The sequence below is a fragment of the Vibrio sp. R78045 genome (assembly GCF_042466085.1).
Lineage (GTDB): Bacteria > Pseudomonadota > Gammaproteobacteria > Enterobacterales > Vibrionaceae > Vibrio > Vibrio cyclitrophicus.
Genome location: NZ_JAXHBS010000013.1, coordinates 541,821 through 557,405, shown reverse-complemented (window position 1 = coordinate 557,405; position 15,585 = coordinate 541,821). Strand labels below are relative to the sequence as shown.

General features: G+C 44.6%; 13 protein-coding genes. 11 read left to right on the top strand and 2 right to left on the bottom strand.

Translation table 11 applies throughout. The features are described from left to right. The first annotated feature begins 28 nt into the window (after nucleotides 1–28). The 11 genes from SJY39_RS13085 (at nucleotide 29) to gntR (ending at nucleotide 12,755) form a co-directional block, all read left to right on the top strand. Nucleotides 29–1,450 carry an FAD-dependent oxidoreductase gene (locus tag SJY39_RS13085; protein WP_016793614.1) on the top strand — a complete coding sequence of 474 codons (1,422 nt, stop codon included), beginning with the start codon at nucleotides 29–31 and terminating at the stop codon, nucleotides 1,448–1,450. Between the two features lie 227 nt (nucleotides 1,451–1,677). Further along, the gene (locus tag SJY39_RS13080) at nucleotides 1,678–2,787 is read left to right on the top strand and encodes a putative 2-aminoethylphosphonate ABC transporter ATP-binding protein (protein WP_016769149.1); all 1,110 of its coding nucleotides are present in this window, start codon (nucleotides 1,678–1,680) and stop codon (nucleotides 2,785–2,787) included. Nucleotides 2,788–2,807: 20 nt separating this feature from the next. After that, nucleotides 2,808–4,517, top strand: coding sequence for a putative 2-aminoethylphosphonate ABC transporter permease subunit (locus SJY39_RS13075; RefSeq protein WP_016769150.1), 1,710 nt, complete (start codon nucleotides 2,808–2,810; stop codon nucleotides 4,515–4,517). Between the two features lie 68 nt (nucleotides 4,518–4,585). Next, nucleotides 4,586–5,290: a phosphonate utilization transcriptional regulator PhnR gene (gene phnR / locus SJY39_RS13070; protein ID WP_016769151.1), complete on the top strand. Its 705-nt coding sequence runs from the start codon at nucleotides 4,586–4,588 to the stop codon at nucleotides 5,288–5,290. A 138-nt stretch (nucleotides 5,291–5,428) separates the two neighbouring features. Continuing rightward, nucleotides 5,429–6,331, top strand: coding sequence for an EamA family transporter (locus SJY39_RS13065; protein WP_016793615.1), 903 nt, complete (start codon nucleotides 5,429–5,431; stop codon nucleotides 6,329–6,331). A gap of 200 nt (nucleotides 6,332–6,531) precedes the next feature. After that, entirely contained in the window at nucleotides 6,532–7,548 is a 1,017-nt protein-coding gene (locus SJY39_RS13060; RefSeq protein WP_016792332.1) for a TRAP transporter substrate-binding protein, read from the top strand. Between the two features lie 65 nt (nucleotides 7,549–7,613). Then, entirely contained in the window at nucleotides 7,614–8,171 is a 558-nt protein-coding gene (locus SJY39_RS13055; RefSeq protein ID WP_016792333.1) for a TRAP transporter small permease subunit, read from the top strand. Beyond that, on the top strand, nucleotides 8,164–9,486 hold the full coding sequence (locus SJY39_RS13050; RefSeq protein WP_010428786.1) for a TRAP transporter large permease subunit: 1,323 nt from the start codon (nucleotides 8,164–8,166) through the stop codon (nucleotides 9,484–9,486). The genes SJY39_RS13055 and SJY39_RS13050 overlap by 8 nt, the downstream gene beginning before the upstream one ends. Before the next feature lie 118 nt (nucleotides 9,487–9,604). Continuing rightward, nucleotides 9,605–10,102 (top strand): gluconokinase, encoded by a 498-nt coding sequence (locus SJY39_RS13045; RefSeq protein ID WP_010428789.1) that lies wholly within the window; start codon nucleotides 9,605–9,607, stop codon nucleotides 10,100–10,102. A gap of 3 nt (nucleotides 10,103–10,105) precedes the next feature. Further along, a complete protein-coding gene (gndA, locus tag SJY39_RS13040) occupies nucleotides 10,106–11,614 on the top strand; it encodes an NADP-dependent phosphogluconate dehydrogenase (RefSeq protein WP_016788106.1) in 1,509 nt (502 codons plus the stop codon). A 139-nt stretch (nucleotides 11,615–11,753) separates the two neighbouring features. Further along, entirely contained in the window at nucleotides 11,754–12,755 is a 1,002-nt protein-coding gene (gntR, locus tag SJY39_RS13035) for a gluconate operon transcriptional repressor GntR (RefSeq protein ID WP_081323851.1), read from the top strand. A 119-nt stretch (nucleotides 12,756–12,874) separates the two neighbouring features. On the opposite strand, the gene SJY39_RS13030 is transcribed toward gntR, so the two are convergent. Further along, entirely contained in the window at nucleotides 12,875–13,657 is a 783-nt protein-coding gene (locus SJY39_RS13030) for a siderophore-interacting protein (protein WP_010428798.1), read from the bottom strand. 202 nt (nucleotides 13,658–13,859) lie between these two features. Next, on the bottom strand, nucleotides 13,860–15,338 hold the full coding sequence (locus tag SJY39_RS13025) for a peptide MFS transporter (protein WP_010428801.1): 1,479 nt from the start codon (nucleotides 15,336–15,338) through the stop codon (nucleotides 13,860–13,862). Between the last annotated feature and the right edge of the window lie 247 nt (nucleotides 15,339–15,585).

Here is a 15,585-nt window from a genome sequence, read left to right as displayed (position 1 = left end):
CCTTTAGATTTTAAGTAAGGTACAACAAATGACAAAGCACTACTCATATTGGTTCAAGCAAGCGTTGGAACAAGAGTTTGGCAATATTAACGCGGGGCTAGAATCCGCGAAGCCACTGAAAAAAGACGTCAACTGTGATATCGCTATTGTTGGCGGTGGCTATACGGGTTTATGGACGGCGATTTTAATCAAACAACAGCAACCCGAAAAGCATGTTGTGGTGATTGAAAAAGACCTATGTGGTAGCGGTGCTTCTGGAGCGAACGGCGGTTGCATGTTGACGTGGTCGACTAAGTATCCGACGCTGAAAAAGCTCTACGGAAAAGAACAAGCGAAATGGTTGGTTAAGGAATCGGAAAAGGTTATATACGAGATCGAAGCCTTCTGTAACGAACACAAGATTGACGCGCATCTATATCGCAGCGGAACTTACTACACGGCAACCAATGATGCGCAAAAAGGTGGAATGGAACCTGTCGTTAATGAGTTGATCAAGCAGGGTATCAATAGTTGGAAGAAGTGCGATAATTCTTTGGCTGATAAAGCGGGATCTGAACGCCACATTGAGGGTTATTACTCAGAAGCTGCAGGCAGTGTGCAACCCGCTTTATTGGCTCGAGGCTTACGCCGAGTGGCTATTGATCTAGGTGTCGAAATTCATGAAAACACAGAGATGACTTCGCTCGATTATGGCTCTCTGGCTCGGATCCAAACTAAGGGCGGATCTATCTTTGCCGATAAAGTTATTTTGGCGCTCAACGCGTGGATGCTCGATCATTTCAAAGAGTTCAAACGCAGTATTGTGGTTGTCTCGTCAGATATGGTTGTAACCAAGCCAATCCCGGAAAAACTCAAGCAGTTTGGCCCCGAAAAAGGAGCTGCAGTGGTGGATTCTCGAATCTTTGTTCATTACTACCGAGACACCCAAGATGGACGACTCATGTTGGGCAAAGGCGGCAATAAATTCTCATTTGCGAATAAAGTCGAAAGCATGTTCAACCAAACCACCAATTATCTGCCGATTCTCAATCAATCCTTCCAAAAATTGTTCCCTAAACTTGAGCAAAGTGAATTCGATTACAACTGGTCGGGTGGTTCAGATCGTTCCGTCACCGGATTGCCATTTTTCGGTAACCTAAAAGGCCAAAACAACATTTATTATGGGCTCGGTTACTCAGGTAATGGTGTTGCTCAAACTCGTATGGGAGGGAAAATTTTGTCTTCATTGGTGTTAGGAGATGATAACGAATGGACACGTAGTGGTTTAACTAGCGGTCCACGAGGCTACTTCCCTCCAGAGCCATTTCGTTGGGTTGGGGCTATGATGGTTAGAGATGCTGTTCGAAGAAAAGAGAACGTGGAAGATTCTGGTAACACGCCATTATGGCTAGATAAACAGTTATCCAAACTCGCAGGTGCGGCGGGCAAAGCCGACAAGATTGAATCATAGATCAATCTAGCGTTTAAATTGGAAGTTTGCATTGAGGCTCTCAGTGATTTATGGGCAAGTCACTGAGGGCTTTTAACGTTGAACGAACTGTTAATTCTGAACAAATAGCAACCTTTAATGCTTATTATATCTGCAATATAACTGTCATTTAGCTACTATAAATTTGTCACTCAACTGCAATATTCTCAGTTTAAATTTGGTATATACCATATAGAGAGTGCTGTAGTATGAGCAACCAAACTTATTTGAATATTGAAAACGTTGTAAAGCAATTTGGCCAATTTACAGCGTTAAAAGACATCTCCCTATCGATAGATAAAGGTGAGTTCGTCTGTTTCCTTGGCCCGTCTGGCTGCGGTAAAACGACACTACTACGTGCGATTGCAGGACTGGATTTACCGACCTCAGGCTCGATTGAGCAGAACGGTAATGATACGACCTTCTTGCCACCAGAAAAGCGTGACTTTGGTATCGTGTTTCAATCTTATGCTTTGTTTCCCAATCTCACAGTGGAAGAAAACATTGCGATTGGTCTGAAGAATCAAGGGATGTCGACCAAAGAAGCTCTGGAAACAGTAGAGTCTTGGTTAGAAACGATTGGTTTACCGACGTCTGGCCAAAAATATCCGAATCAACTGTCTGGTGGACAACAGCAGCGTGTTGCTCTGGCTCGCGCATTGGCGTTGTCTCCAGGTTTGTTATTACTTGATGAGCCGCTTTCTGCGTTGGATGCGAAGGTAAGAACACACCTGCGTGATGAGATCTGCCGACTGCAACGTAAGCTGGGTATCACCACTATTATGGTGACGCACGACCAAGATGAAGCCCTAACGATGGCCGACCGTATTGTCGTGATGAATCATGGCGTTATCGAGCAGGTCGGTGCTCCACAAGAGATCTACCAAAAACCTGTCAGTCGTTTTGTTGCTGAGTTTGTTGGCAGCATGAACTTCATTCAAGCTTCTGTTGCGGCTCAAGGCAAGATACGCATTGCAGAGTCAATGCTACCATTACCTCGCTTAGATAATCTCACGCCAAATCTACGTGATGTTTTTGATATTGCCGTTCGTCCAGAGCAAATCCAATTTGTTGATCGTTTTAGTGAGTCATTACCCGTGAGAATCGTATCCAGCGAATTCTTAGGGGCGTTTTATCGTGTTGAGTGTCAATTGCAACATGACTCAACGGCGAAAGAGATCATCGTTGATGTATCAGTTAAAGAGTTTAATCGATTGAAACTGCGTCGCAGCGATATTCGTTACGTAGCGTTTGATGAAGAAGGCCTTAGAGCTTACCCATCTGAAAGCCTGCAAGTGATGAAAGACGAGGCGGCGTAACTATCATGGAATCGACTCAAATGATGCAATCTAAGCTGCTAATTCAACGACGAGTAACGCCTTTCCTTGCTCGGTTAAGTAAAGACAACGTAATCCTATTCGGGCTTCTAGCTTTTTTGTCTGTGGTCATGACGCTATTTATTCTGATGCCACTGTGGGCAATGTTGAAAAAGAGTGTTCAGAACGCAGACGGTGATTTTGTAGGATTACAAAATTTCGCAACGTATTTTGCTTCTCAAAGCCTTTGGCAATCTGTAGGGAACACTTTTACTTTGGGTCTGCTAGTAACGGTTGTTGTGGGTGTATTAGCGTTTGGTTATGCCTATGCATTGACTCGTTCATGTATGCCTTTTAAGGGGCTTTTTCAGGTGTTGGGATCAGCGCCGATTCTAGCTCCGTCGTTGCTTCCTGCGATCAGTTTGATCTTCTTATTTGGCAACCAAGGTATCGCTAAAGAAGTCTTAGGGGGGAACTCGGTGTACGGCTTGATTGGTATCTCGCTGGGCTTAATATTCTGGACGTTTCCACACGCCCTAATGATTTTAACTACTTCATTGAGAACCTCTGATGCTCGTCTGTATGAGGCGGCACGAGCACTCAATACTTCATCATTAAAAACCTTTTTCATGGTGACGCTACCGGCGGCAAAGTATGGTTTGATCAGCACTCTGATTGTTGTATTTACGCTGGTGGTTTGTGACTTTGGTGTGCCAAAGGTGATTGGTGGCAGTTATAACGTTCTATCGACTGACATCTTTAAGCAGGTGGTTGGTCAACAGAACTTCTCTATGGGAGCGGTAACCAGTATCTTGCTGCTATTGCCTGCGTTGCTTGCGTTTTCCGTTGATCGCTGGGTTCAAAAGAAACAAAAGAGCTTGTTTGATACTCGTTCTGTTGCGTACCAACCTGAACCTAGCTCTCTACGTGATGGCTTATGTTTCCTCTATTGCACCATCATCTCTGCTGCCGTGGTTATCGTGCTGGGCATGGCGATATACGGATCTATGGTCACCTTCTGGCCTTGGAATAAAACGCTAACGCTAAATAATTATAACTTCGCAGAGATGAGTACTTATGGTTGGACGCCATTTTTCAATTCATTAACCCTCGGCGCTTGGACTGCTATTATCGGTACGGTTCTGATTTTCCTAGGGGCATACTGTATTGAGAAAGGCCGCGCATTCGGCCTTGTTCGTCAAGCAATGCAGATGCTCAGTGTGGTGCCGATGGCCGTTCCGGGTATGGTTCTGGGTTTGGGTTATATCTTCTACTTCAATGATTTGAGTAATCCACTCAACTTCTTGTATGGCACGATGGCGTTCTTGGTGATTAATACAGTGGTTCACTACTACACAGTCGGTCACATGACGGCGCTGACTGCATTAAAACAACTACCTGATGAAATTGAAGCGACCGCAGCCTCGGTGAACTTACCGCAATACAAGCTGTTCTTTAAGGTGACGGTGCCTGTTTGTCTGCCTGCGATTTTAGATATTGCGACATACCTGTTTATTAATGCACTTACCACGACATCTGCGGTAGTATTCTTGTATTCTATCGATACGATACCTGCGTCAGTTTCAGTACTGAATATGGACGACGCGGGGCAAACGGGTGCAGCTGCTGCCATGGCGGTGATGATTATGATATCGGCAGCGAGCGCGAAGTTGATTCATATGTTAATCAATAAGTTATTCGAGAAGCGCACCCAAGCTTGGCGTAAACGCTAGCAAACCATTTTATATTGCAGTTGGCCAAGGAGTGGCTGACGACAAGAACAAGAATAAAAGGAAATGAAGTGCAGTACGTAAAAATCAAAGATGTCATCGTAGAGCAGATAGAGTCGGGGATGTTAACGCCGCGACAGAAACTGCCTGCTGAGCGTAAACTGGCTGAATCGTTCGATACCACACGTGTTACGTTACGCGAAGCCTTGTCTTCACTTGAAGCGGAAGGGCGTATTTATCGAGAAGACCGCCGTGGTTGGTTTATATCGCCAGCTCCACTGCGTTACGACCCAACACAAACACTGAACTTCACTAATATGGCTTTGTCGCAGAATCGTAAGCCGAAAACAGAATTAGTGGCAGCGAAAGGCATGTTAGCGACCAAGGAAGCAACTAGGCTTCTGGAGCTGCAACCTTTTTCGGATGTTTATCGAGTAAACAGAGTTCGTTATCTTGAAGACAGGCCCGTTGTGTATGTGACCAACTACATTCGACCAGAGTTGTTCCCTAACTTGCTGGATTATGACTTGTCTAAATCGTTGACTGACATCTACCGTGAGCACTTTGGTGTGGTATATCAGAAGATCCGTTACCGAGTGAGCACAACGTCTTTGCTTGGCGAAACCGCGCAAGCTCTGCGTGCGACTTCTGGGTCTCCAGCGATGGTGGTTGAGCGTGTTAACTACAACCAAGATGGTGATTTGATTGACTGCGATATTGAATATTGGCGTCATGACGCGATCAGCATTGAGTCGATAGCACAGCTAGAGCGCTAGTCATACATTTAGAATGCTGGCATACCTGCAATTATGCAGGATTGCCCAATTGAAACGCTCAAAGGCCTCTTATTCGGAGGCCTTTTTTATCACCTGTTGTCAGCCGTTGTGCTAATTCATTAATAATTTAGGAATGAAATGGAATTATCTGCCATTGTAATCGTGATTATTTCGGCTTTGCTTCATGCGGGTTGGAACGTTCTAGGTAAATCTAATCAAGGATCGGGTTCGTCATTCTTCTTAGCCTCTGGCTTTGCCGCCGCAGCGATATTGACGCCATATTTGATTTGGTATGTTCACAGTGTAGGGCTGTCAAATATCTCACTTCCATTCTGGCAATTGCTCTTCTTGAGTGGTATCTGCCAAATCATCTATTTGATTGGGCTAGGGACTGCCTATAAACAAGCAGATATCGGCGTGATCTACCCAATGGCAAGAGCACTGCCTGTGTTGATGGTTGGCTTGGGTACAGTGTTGATTGGTTATGAACTGTCGTCTAATCAATGGATTGGGTTCACTTTAATAACATTAGGCTGCTTGTTTGTACCACTTAAACAGTTTTCAGAACTTAGGTTAAAAGCGTATCTCAACCTTGGCGTACTGTGGGCGTTAATCGCCGCTATTGGTACCACGGGATACTCGATTATTGATAAAGAGGCGCTTCTATTGTTGGAGACTCTAAGTACACCTAGTATCACTAACAAGCACACCGCGATTTTCTATCTAGGTACTCAGTTTTGGGCGATTGTGATTCCGCTGAGTGTTTGGTTATTCGTGTCGAATCAAAAAATAGAATTTTATAATGCTTGGTTATTTCGTAAAAGAGCAACACTTGCTGGCATCATGATGGCATCGACTTATGGATTGGTTTTGTTTGCGATGAGCATGACTGAAAATGTCAGCTTGGTTGTTGCACTTAGGCAAGTAAGTATCATCTTCGGCGTAGTGATGGGGATCTACTTTTTAAAGGAAAAGTGGCACGTTACACGTGGTGTAGGCGTCGTTTTTATCATTGCAGGTTTAGTTATCTCACTGACTTAAAAAGGAATTAAATTCTACCTCCAACCTATAATGTGACTTTTCAGTCGCATTTTTCTTATTGATAGCAAACGTTTTACTAATGTTAAAGATGTGATCCTTCTCATAGACAAGGTTGTAAAGTTACCGGTAACATCCACCCCAACGTTACCGGTAACATATAATAACAAGCCGGACTCTGTGAAACTCATAAGGATACCCAAATGAAAGCTCTGACTAAAACGCTGATTGCCGCTTCCCTCACTGGTCTATTTGCTACTTCAGCAATGGCTGCAGATTTTAAACTTAAGATTCAATCTTCAGATCCATCTGGTGATTTGAACTTCAAGGTTCAGCAGAAGTGGGCTGAGCGAGTAGAGACGATGTCTAACGGACGTATTGATATCGATCTTCTGCCTGTAGGCGCTGTGGTTAAGCACACAGAAACGCTAGGCGCGATCAAAATGGGCATCCTAGATGGTCACATCACAGCAACAGGTTACTTCTCTGGTAAAGATCCAGCATTCGGCCTAATTGGTAACATGGTTGGTGCATGGTCGGACACAACGCAACTGCTTCAGTACATGAACTACGGCGGCGGTAACGAGCTAATGACTGAACTGTACAAGCCTTACGGGGTTCAGTTCGTCGGAGCATCTACAACGGGTGTTGAGTCTTTCATCTCCAAAAAACCAATTGATGGTGTCGCGGATCTTAAAGGTCTTAAATTACGTGCACCTGAAGGCCTAGTACAACAAGTGTTTGCAGCCGCGGGTGCGACTCCAGTAAACCTGCCGGGTTCTGAAGTATTTACTGGCCTGAGCAAAGGAGTAATTGATGCCGCGGACTACACGGTATTCTCTACCAACCAAAAAGCGGGTATGAACGACATTGCAACACACCCAGTTCAACCGGGCTTTCACTCACTGCCGCTTATCGATATCTCTGTTTCTCAGAAGAAATGGGACAAGATGCCTGCTGACCTACAAACGATTCTGCAAACATCCGTTCGTGACTTCTCTTACGACATGACAACTCAGCTGAAAATGGCTGACCAAGCTGCGCTGAAAGAAGCTCAAGCGAACCCAGAAATCACTATCCACGACTGGTCTCAAGAAGAGCGTAAAAAGTTCCGTGAAATCGCAAAAGGCCAATGGAAAGTATTTGCAGAGCGTTCTGACAACGCACAAAAAGTTTACACTTCAGTAACTACGTTCCTAGAAGAAAACGGCTTGCTGTAATTTAAACTTAGCTTATTGAAGGGGGAGGGCGTTGCTCTCCCGTTATTTCCCAGGAAATTTGCCCCATGACAGACAAAACTCCCCATTCCCCAGCTGAAAACGACGAGCAACCAAGAAATGCGCTCGATCGTTTTGTTATAAAGTTCAGTAATCTCGTGAGCTGGTTTTTTATCTTTACTGTATTGATTTCATTTTATGAAGTTGTGATGCGTTACGCATTCGATGCCCCGACCACATGGGTACATGAAACAGCTTCTTTCATCGGTGGTTCTTTATTCATTATTGGTGGTATCTACGCGTTTGCTGCGAATAAACACGTGCGTGTGGTTCTTATCTACGATTCAGTGTCTAACCAAGCACGTAAATATCTTAATCTTGTTCACCACATTGTTGGTTTGGCCTTTGCAGGCATGCTCGCTTACGCCGCTTACTTCACTGCGGAAGAAGCGTGGTTTGCACCTTGGGGTGAATTCCGTCTTGAGACATCTGGTTCAGTGTTAAACGCGCCTTATCCTGCATTGTTGAAAGGCCTGATCTTTGTCGTTTTGTGTGTTCTTGTTGTCCAGTTTGTATTGCACCTAATCCAAGAGTTGATGGGTCTAAGGAAGAATGACGATGTTTGATTTATCTTCTATTGGTATCGCATGGGGCAGTTTGCTCATGTTGGTTATGATGATTGGCTTGCTACTGACTGGTATGCAGCTGGCCTTCGTAACAGGCTTTGTCGCGATTTTCTTCACTCTATGTTGGTTTGGTCCTGATGCTTTACCTTTGATTGCGAGCCGTACCTACAGCTTTGCTTCTGGTTATGTTTTCCTCGCGGTTCCAATGTTCGTATTGATGGCCGCTTTGTTAGACCGCTCGGGCATCGCACGAGATCTGTTTGATGCAATGAAATCTGTCGGCCGTAAAGTTCGTGGTGGTGTGGCAGTACAAACCTTATTAGTCGCGGTTCTATTGGCTTCGATGTCGGGCGTTATAGGTGGTGAAACGGTACTACTGGGTATTCTCGCACTGCCACAAATGCTTCGTTTAGGTTACGACCGTAAGCTTGCTATCGGTACAACCTGTGCGGGTGGCGCACTTGGAACTATGCTTCCGCCAAGTATCGTACTGATCATCTACGGTATGACAGCCAGCGTATCGATTGGCGACCTGTTTAAAGCGTCTTTCTTACCAGCGTTTATCCTTGCGGGCTGTTACATCGGTTATGTATTGATTCGCTGTAAGCTGAATCCTTCTCTTGCGCCAATTCCAAGCGATGATGAGACAGAAGAAGACATCGCCAATCAGCCAAGCTACTTCAAAGCTCTGTTCTTCCCACTGCTTTCTGTCGCAACGGTTTTGGGCAGTATCTACACAGGCATCGCTTCAGTAACAGAAGCGTCTGCATTGGGTGTAGTCGGCATCATGATCAGTGCGCTGATCCGTGGTGAACTGAACTTCAGTATGTTGAAAGAGAGTGCCATCGCAACCATGCGTACCTGCGGCATGATTATGTGGATTGGTATCGGTGCAAGTGCATTGGTTGGTATCTACAACCTGATGGGTGGTATTGATTTTGTTGAAGAAACCATCCTTGCACTCAGTGGCGGCAACGCGACAGTAACATTGCTAATCATGATGGCTATCTTGCTGGTACTAGGCATGTTCCTTGACTGGGTAGGTGTGGCACTACTGACTATGCCAATCTTCGTTCCAATCATCACTGGCCTTGGTTTTGACCCAGTATGGTTCGGCGTTGTGTTCTGTCTAAACATGCAGGTGTCGTTCTTGTCACCGCCGTTTGGTCCTGCGGCATTCTACTTGAAATCAGTAGCACCAAAAGACATCAGCTTAGGTGAGATTTTCTCTTCACTACTGCCGTTCATTGCACTTCAAGTATTGGTTCTGGCACTGGTTATTATCTTCCCTCAGCTCGCGCTTTGGTGGCAATAACAGCGAAGGTTCCTGAGCGAGTTTAATGTTCAGGAACCTATCAACGGCAACACAAGTTTAACTATTAGATTCGATTGTCAGCCCCTGTTTTGGTTGGGGCCTAGGGAAGGCTTGCCTTATGAAAAGCAAAAAAATACTCGTGATGGGCGTATCTGGATGCGGAAAGAGCCTGATTGGTAGCCGTATCGCAGAAGCATTAACGCTTCAGTTTTTTGATGGGGATGACTTCCATCCCCAAAGCAATGTAGAAAAGATGCGTCAAGGTATTCCACTGACAGACGAAGATCGTCAAGGATGGCTAGAAACACTGAATAAGCAATATATCGAACAACCGAGTGCTGTGATTGCATGCTCTGCACTGAAACCTCAATACCGCGAAATTCTTCGAGAGAACAATGAAGATTTAGTGATTGTGTATCTTCAAGGCAGTTTCGATACGATTTGGAATCGCCATAAAGCTCGTGAAAACCATTACTTTAATGGTCAAGAAATGTTGAAAAGCCAATTCGCAACCTTGGTTGAACCTGAACTAGATGAAGCGTTATTTGTCGATATATCGCAAGATGTTGAGCAAGTCGTAGAAAGTGCACTCAAACAAATTAAGCAGATAGGCTAAACCATGACTCAGATAAAAAATGACATCGCGATGATTGGTTTAGGAGTGATGGGCAAAAGCCTTGCGCTCAACCTATTGGATAACGGCTTTAATGTTGCAGGCTTCGATCTAAACATCGACAACATTGATCGCGCTTGTGTGGAAGCTAAGCAACTCAATGAGACGTTTGAAGGTAAAGGGCGGTTCACAAAAGGCACTAGCCTTGAACATGTGCTGCAGGGCTTAGCAAAACCGCGTGTTATTGCGTTGTCGGTTCCTGCTGGAAACCCTGTCGATATCGTCGTGAATAGCTTGCTTGATGCTGGCCTAGAAAATGACGACATTGTTATCGATACGGGTAACAGCCTTTGGACAGATACCGAAGCACGCGAAGTGAACTACAAAGGCAAGCTTCGTTTCTTTAGCACCGCCGTTTCTGGTGGTGAAGAAGGCGCTCGTGTTGGCCCTGCGCTAATGGCGAGTGGCGACCAATCGGCTTGGCAATATGTGAAACCGATGTGGGAAGCGATTGCTGCAAAAGTGGATGCTAATGGGCTACCGGTTGCTCAGTTTAAAGCGGGTGAAGCGTGCGCGGCGTATGTTGGTCCTTCTGGCACTGGGCACTATGTAAAAATGGTACACAACGGTATTGAATATGCCGATATGCAGCTTATTTGCGAAGTGTACCAGTTCATGCGTGGTGTGCTTGATATGCCAGCTCAAGAGATTGGACAAGTCTTTGAGCAATGGAACAACGGTGTGCTGAACAGCTATCTGATGGAGATTAGTGCCGACATCCTTCAACAAGAAGATGTTGTAACGGGTAAGCCATTTGTTGATGTTGTGCTTGATAAAGCGGGACAGAAAGGCACGGGATTGTGGACAGCAGTTAACAGTCTTCAAGAAGGGTGTCCGACTCCAACGATTGCACAGGCGGTTTATGCGCGTGCAATGAGCGGTCAAAAGTCGCAACGAGTGCAGGGAAGCAAACTCTTGAAAGGTAATATTGCGGATGCGAGTCAGTTGGATAAAACAGAGGTTGTCTCTGAACTTCATGATGCTTTGTATTGCGCCAAACTGTCTGTTTATGCGCAAGGTTTTGATTTACTGAAAACAGCGTCAGACAAAGAGGGATGGAATCTCGATTTCACTCAAATTGCTAAGATTTGGCGAGCGGGTTGTATTATTCGTGCCGCTTTCCTGCAAAGCATCACATCGGCTTACCAACAAAATGCTGAGCTAGCGAATCTATTGTTTGATGAGGCTTTCATCAAACAAGTGGAAGAGCGCGAGCTTGCTTGGCGCATCGCGGTAGCGAACTCAGCTCTGTACGGTGTGCCGATGCCGGGGATCTGCTCTGCTCTGAGTTACTTCGATTCATTACGTTGTGAGGTGTTGCCTGCAAATCTTTTGCAAGCGCAACGTGACTATTTTGGCTCTCATACTTATTCGCGAGTCGATAGAGATGAAGCTGAAAAATTCCATGTCACTTGGAGTCAGTCTCCAAGAACTGAAGTCAAAGTGAACGTTTAAACAATCAATAACGCCCTCAACAAGAGGGCGTTTGTAATTATGAGGCTGTATCAATATTTTACTAAATTAGGCTTCAAATTCCACGTCAGTCGGATACACTGTTACCAGTAACATAACTCAAAAATAATAATTACTAATTATGTCGAATAAGAAAAAACGTCCTACATTACAAGATGTTGCCAACCTCGTTGGTGTCACTAAAATGACCGTCAGTCGCTGCCTGCGAGACTCTTCTCAAGTATCAGAAGCGCTGCGAGATAAGATCAGCTATGCAGTAGACGAGCTAGGTTATATCCCTAATCGTGCGCCAGATATTCTCTCCAACGCTAAAAGCAATGCGATTGGTGTGCTAGTTCCCTCGTTAACCAACCAAGTTTTTGCTGAGGTTATTCGTGGTATTGAGCAAGTTACCGCACCTGCAGGCTACCAAACCATGATTGCTCACTATGGCTATAGCGCTGAACTCGAAGAGCAGAGCATTGCTTCACTGCTTTCTTACAACGTTGATGCGATTATCCTTTCAGAAAACGTGCACACCGATAGAGCGCGTAAAATGCTGCAGACTGTTTCTATCCCTGTGATTGAAATTATGGATTCAGTGTCGCCAAGAATTGAACAAGCGGTTGGCTTTGATAACTTCGAAGCGGCTAGAGCGATGACCAAAACCATGCTCGAACGAGGGCGTACCAATATAGCTTATTTGGCTGCTCGAATGGATGAACGTACTCGATTGAAAATGGCAGGCTATGAGCATGCGATGCAAGAAGTCGATAAAACGCCAGTAACGCTGCAAACGGAAGACGCGTCCTCGTTTACTCTTGGTGCAAAACTGATTGGTGAGCTACTTGAGAAACACCCACAAGTGAATGGCATCTTTTGTACTAACGATGACTTAGCGATTGGTGCTTTTTACGAGTGTGTAAGACGTGGTATTCAAGTACCCGAGCAGATGGCGATTGCAGGTTTCCACGGACATGACATTACGGTGGCGATGACGCCTCGTTTAGCGACTGTCGTAACACCTAGGGAGCAGATTGGTAAAGTCGCTGCAGAGCAAGTAGTAGCGCGTCTACAAGGTAATAAAGAATGGATAGCGAAGTTGGACCTCGGTTATGAGATTGAAGTGGGGGAGAGTATTTAATTTTACACTTCGGCTTTGATCTTCATCTTCATCGGATTCAAACTAAAACGCCCTTAACGATATGAATTTCCTAAGGGCGTTTTCTATTTATCTAGCAAAAAGTGTATGTAGTAACAGGCTCAACCCGCTAAAGATTGAGCATCTTGTTGCTTCAATACTTTGTGACCATCTTCAGTGACGCCACGTTTCCAGTAACTGCTGATGTAGATGTTTTCTTTCGCGACTTCTTTTTCGTTGCGGAAGTACTGCCTTAGCTCGCGCATGCTTTCAAATTCACACGCTGTCCATACTGAAACCTGACCATCTAACCATTCTGTGTTACGCACGGTTTGTGAAAGTGACTCTGAGGTTTCATCTTCAATCAACCAGGTTACATTGATGCCTCGAGGGGTTTCAAGTACTTGCTTATCTGCTGCAGAATTGATTTGAATGACAGCGTGACCAGTTGCTGTTTCCGGAAGCGTTTTTACTTTTGCAGAGAGCGCAGGTAGCGACGTCATATCTGCTACCAAGAAGAACCAATCCGATTCTAGATTCAGCCCTTGAATTAATCCAGGGCCTGCCACTGAAACCGTGTCACCTACTTCTGCGTTCATTGCCCATCTTGCAGCAAAGCCACATTGCAGATCTGTGGTGATGTGGCGTACGAAATCAACCTCAATAAACTTCTCTGTAGGGTTGTATTGACGAATGGTGTAAGTGCGCATGGTTGGGCGCTCACCGTCATTCAGTTGGCTTAAGTCAGTCGTGCCTAGTGGCGAGAACAAAAGCTTGATGTAGCCACCGGCACACTCTGTTGGGTACTTACTTAATCCCTCACCACTAAGCGTTATACGCTGCATATTCGGTGTAATTGTTGAGGTTTGAGTAACGGTTAATGTGATGGGGCTAGGCTTGCTCATATAAGGCTCTCTTAGATTTTGATTTCTACATCATAATCCTGAATCAGAGCACACTCAATACTAATGGTTATCATTTACTTTTATTTACACAGATGTCACATGACTTGAATGCTCTCGTCTATATTAGTAACAATCTCAACAAAAAAGCCCTTTAGGAAAACTAAAGGGCTTGATGTATTAGAGAGGGTTGAAGCGAGCGGAACTAGCTGTTTGCTTGCTCTAGTTCAATCGTTTCTTCAGCCGTTTTCGCGGCTTCTAGCATCTTACGAATAATGAACGATGCAGCCATTGCGATGCCCACCATCACTACCGCTAAAACAGTTAGCATTTGGAAGTAATCGCCGTAAACCGTTTGTACGATCTCTTGCGTGATTTGTTGACCTTTCTCTAGAGCGATAGAGGTCGAGAATACCGCACCAACAATACCTGATAGTGCAATTGCAACAGAGAACAAGCTTACTGAGAAGTTCTCGATGTGCTTAGGTGCAACAGACAGGATGAAGGCTACAACCATAGAACCAACAATAACTTCACCAAATGCTAGGAAGAAATGGATAGCTAGGAATACTTCAGGGCGAATCAGAATATCGTCACCAACGGTCGTTACTGCCATTGTTAAGATACCAAAAGCGATTGCCGTCAGAATGAAAGAGAAACCTACTTTGGTTGCAGTAGAGAAGTGAATGTTTTTCTTTTCTAGTTTAGAGAAGATGCCCGTAATGATAGGGCCGGCAACCATACACCACAGTGGGTTCATTGCCATTGAAGCTTCTGGAGCAACAGGGATGAAGCCGAATAGATCGCCACGCATAGTGTTGATCGCTACCATTGTCATCGAAGTCATCATTTGTCCGTAGTATACGAAGAAACATGTCGTCAAGAATGTGATGATTAAGATGGTGCCCATTTTCAGCATATCTGACTTCTTCGATTTTATCATCAAAGATACAAAGTAGATGATCGCTGCACCGCCAATTGCGTAGACGATGTTTTGGCCAATATCCATGTTAGAGAACATGAAGAATACCAAGCCAATCATAGCGGCAGAGAGACCAAGGAACGCAGCCCAGTTTTTAGTGCTTACAGGGGTTTGATCGATTTCAGCACTGGCTTCAACAAGGCCTTTGCGAACAAAGATCATCATCAGAAGCGCGGCACCCGCTAAAATAGCTGAAAGAAGGAAGCCACCGTTGAAACCAACAATAAGAACTAGCATTGGGAACAGATATTGACCTAACAGAGCACCTATATTGTTGACTGAGTAGTTGATTGGGTAGCAGTTTTCGAAATCTTCTTGAGTTTTGAACGTGCGTTTGTAAAGACTTGGGTAAGAAGGGGACATCAAACCACGCGCATAACTCGCTAAAGCAATACCACATAATGCCATCGGCACATTAGTCGCTGCAGCACCGAGTACCAGTAGAGCATAACCACTTGCGAATCCAAGAAAGGCAATGGTTAAAGATCGGTATGCGCCTAAAAACTTATCAGCAATAAAGCCACCTGCAATCGCAAATAGTGGACCAATTGCAGAGAAAGCACCTACAACCATCATGGTGTCGGCTTCATTGTAGTTAAGATCTTCAAGGAAGAAACGAGTCAAGATCACCATGACGCCATAGAACGAAAGTCCAAACATCATCTGGCAGAACATCATTGATTTGTTTAATCTATTCCACATTATTTTATTCTCACATTTGTGTTGATATGTAGTTTAATTACCCAATTATAATATCATTAGCAGCGATACATAAAATGAAACGTGCATCCCAAACAGAACTTTACTCGATATATCTTTTCTCATGAGACCATTGATATTTTTCATGAATGAAATGTGCAATATTAGATTTTGCTAGTGGATGCATGGTTGCGTGAAGTTTAGCCATTTGTGTTCGTGGTTAAATAACCAGCTATTAAAGGGAAAATTA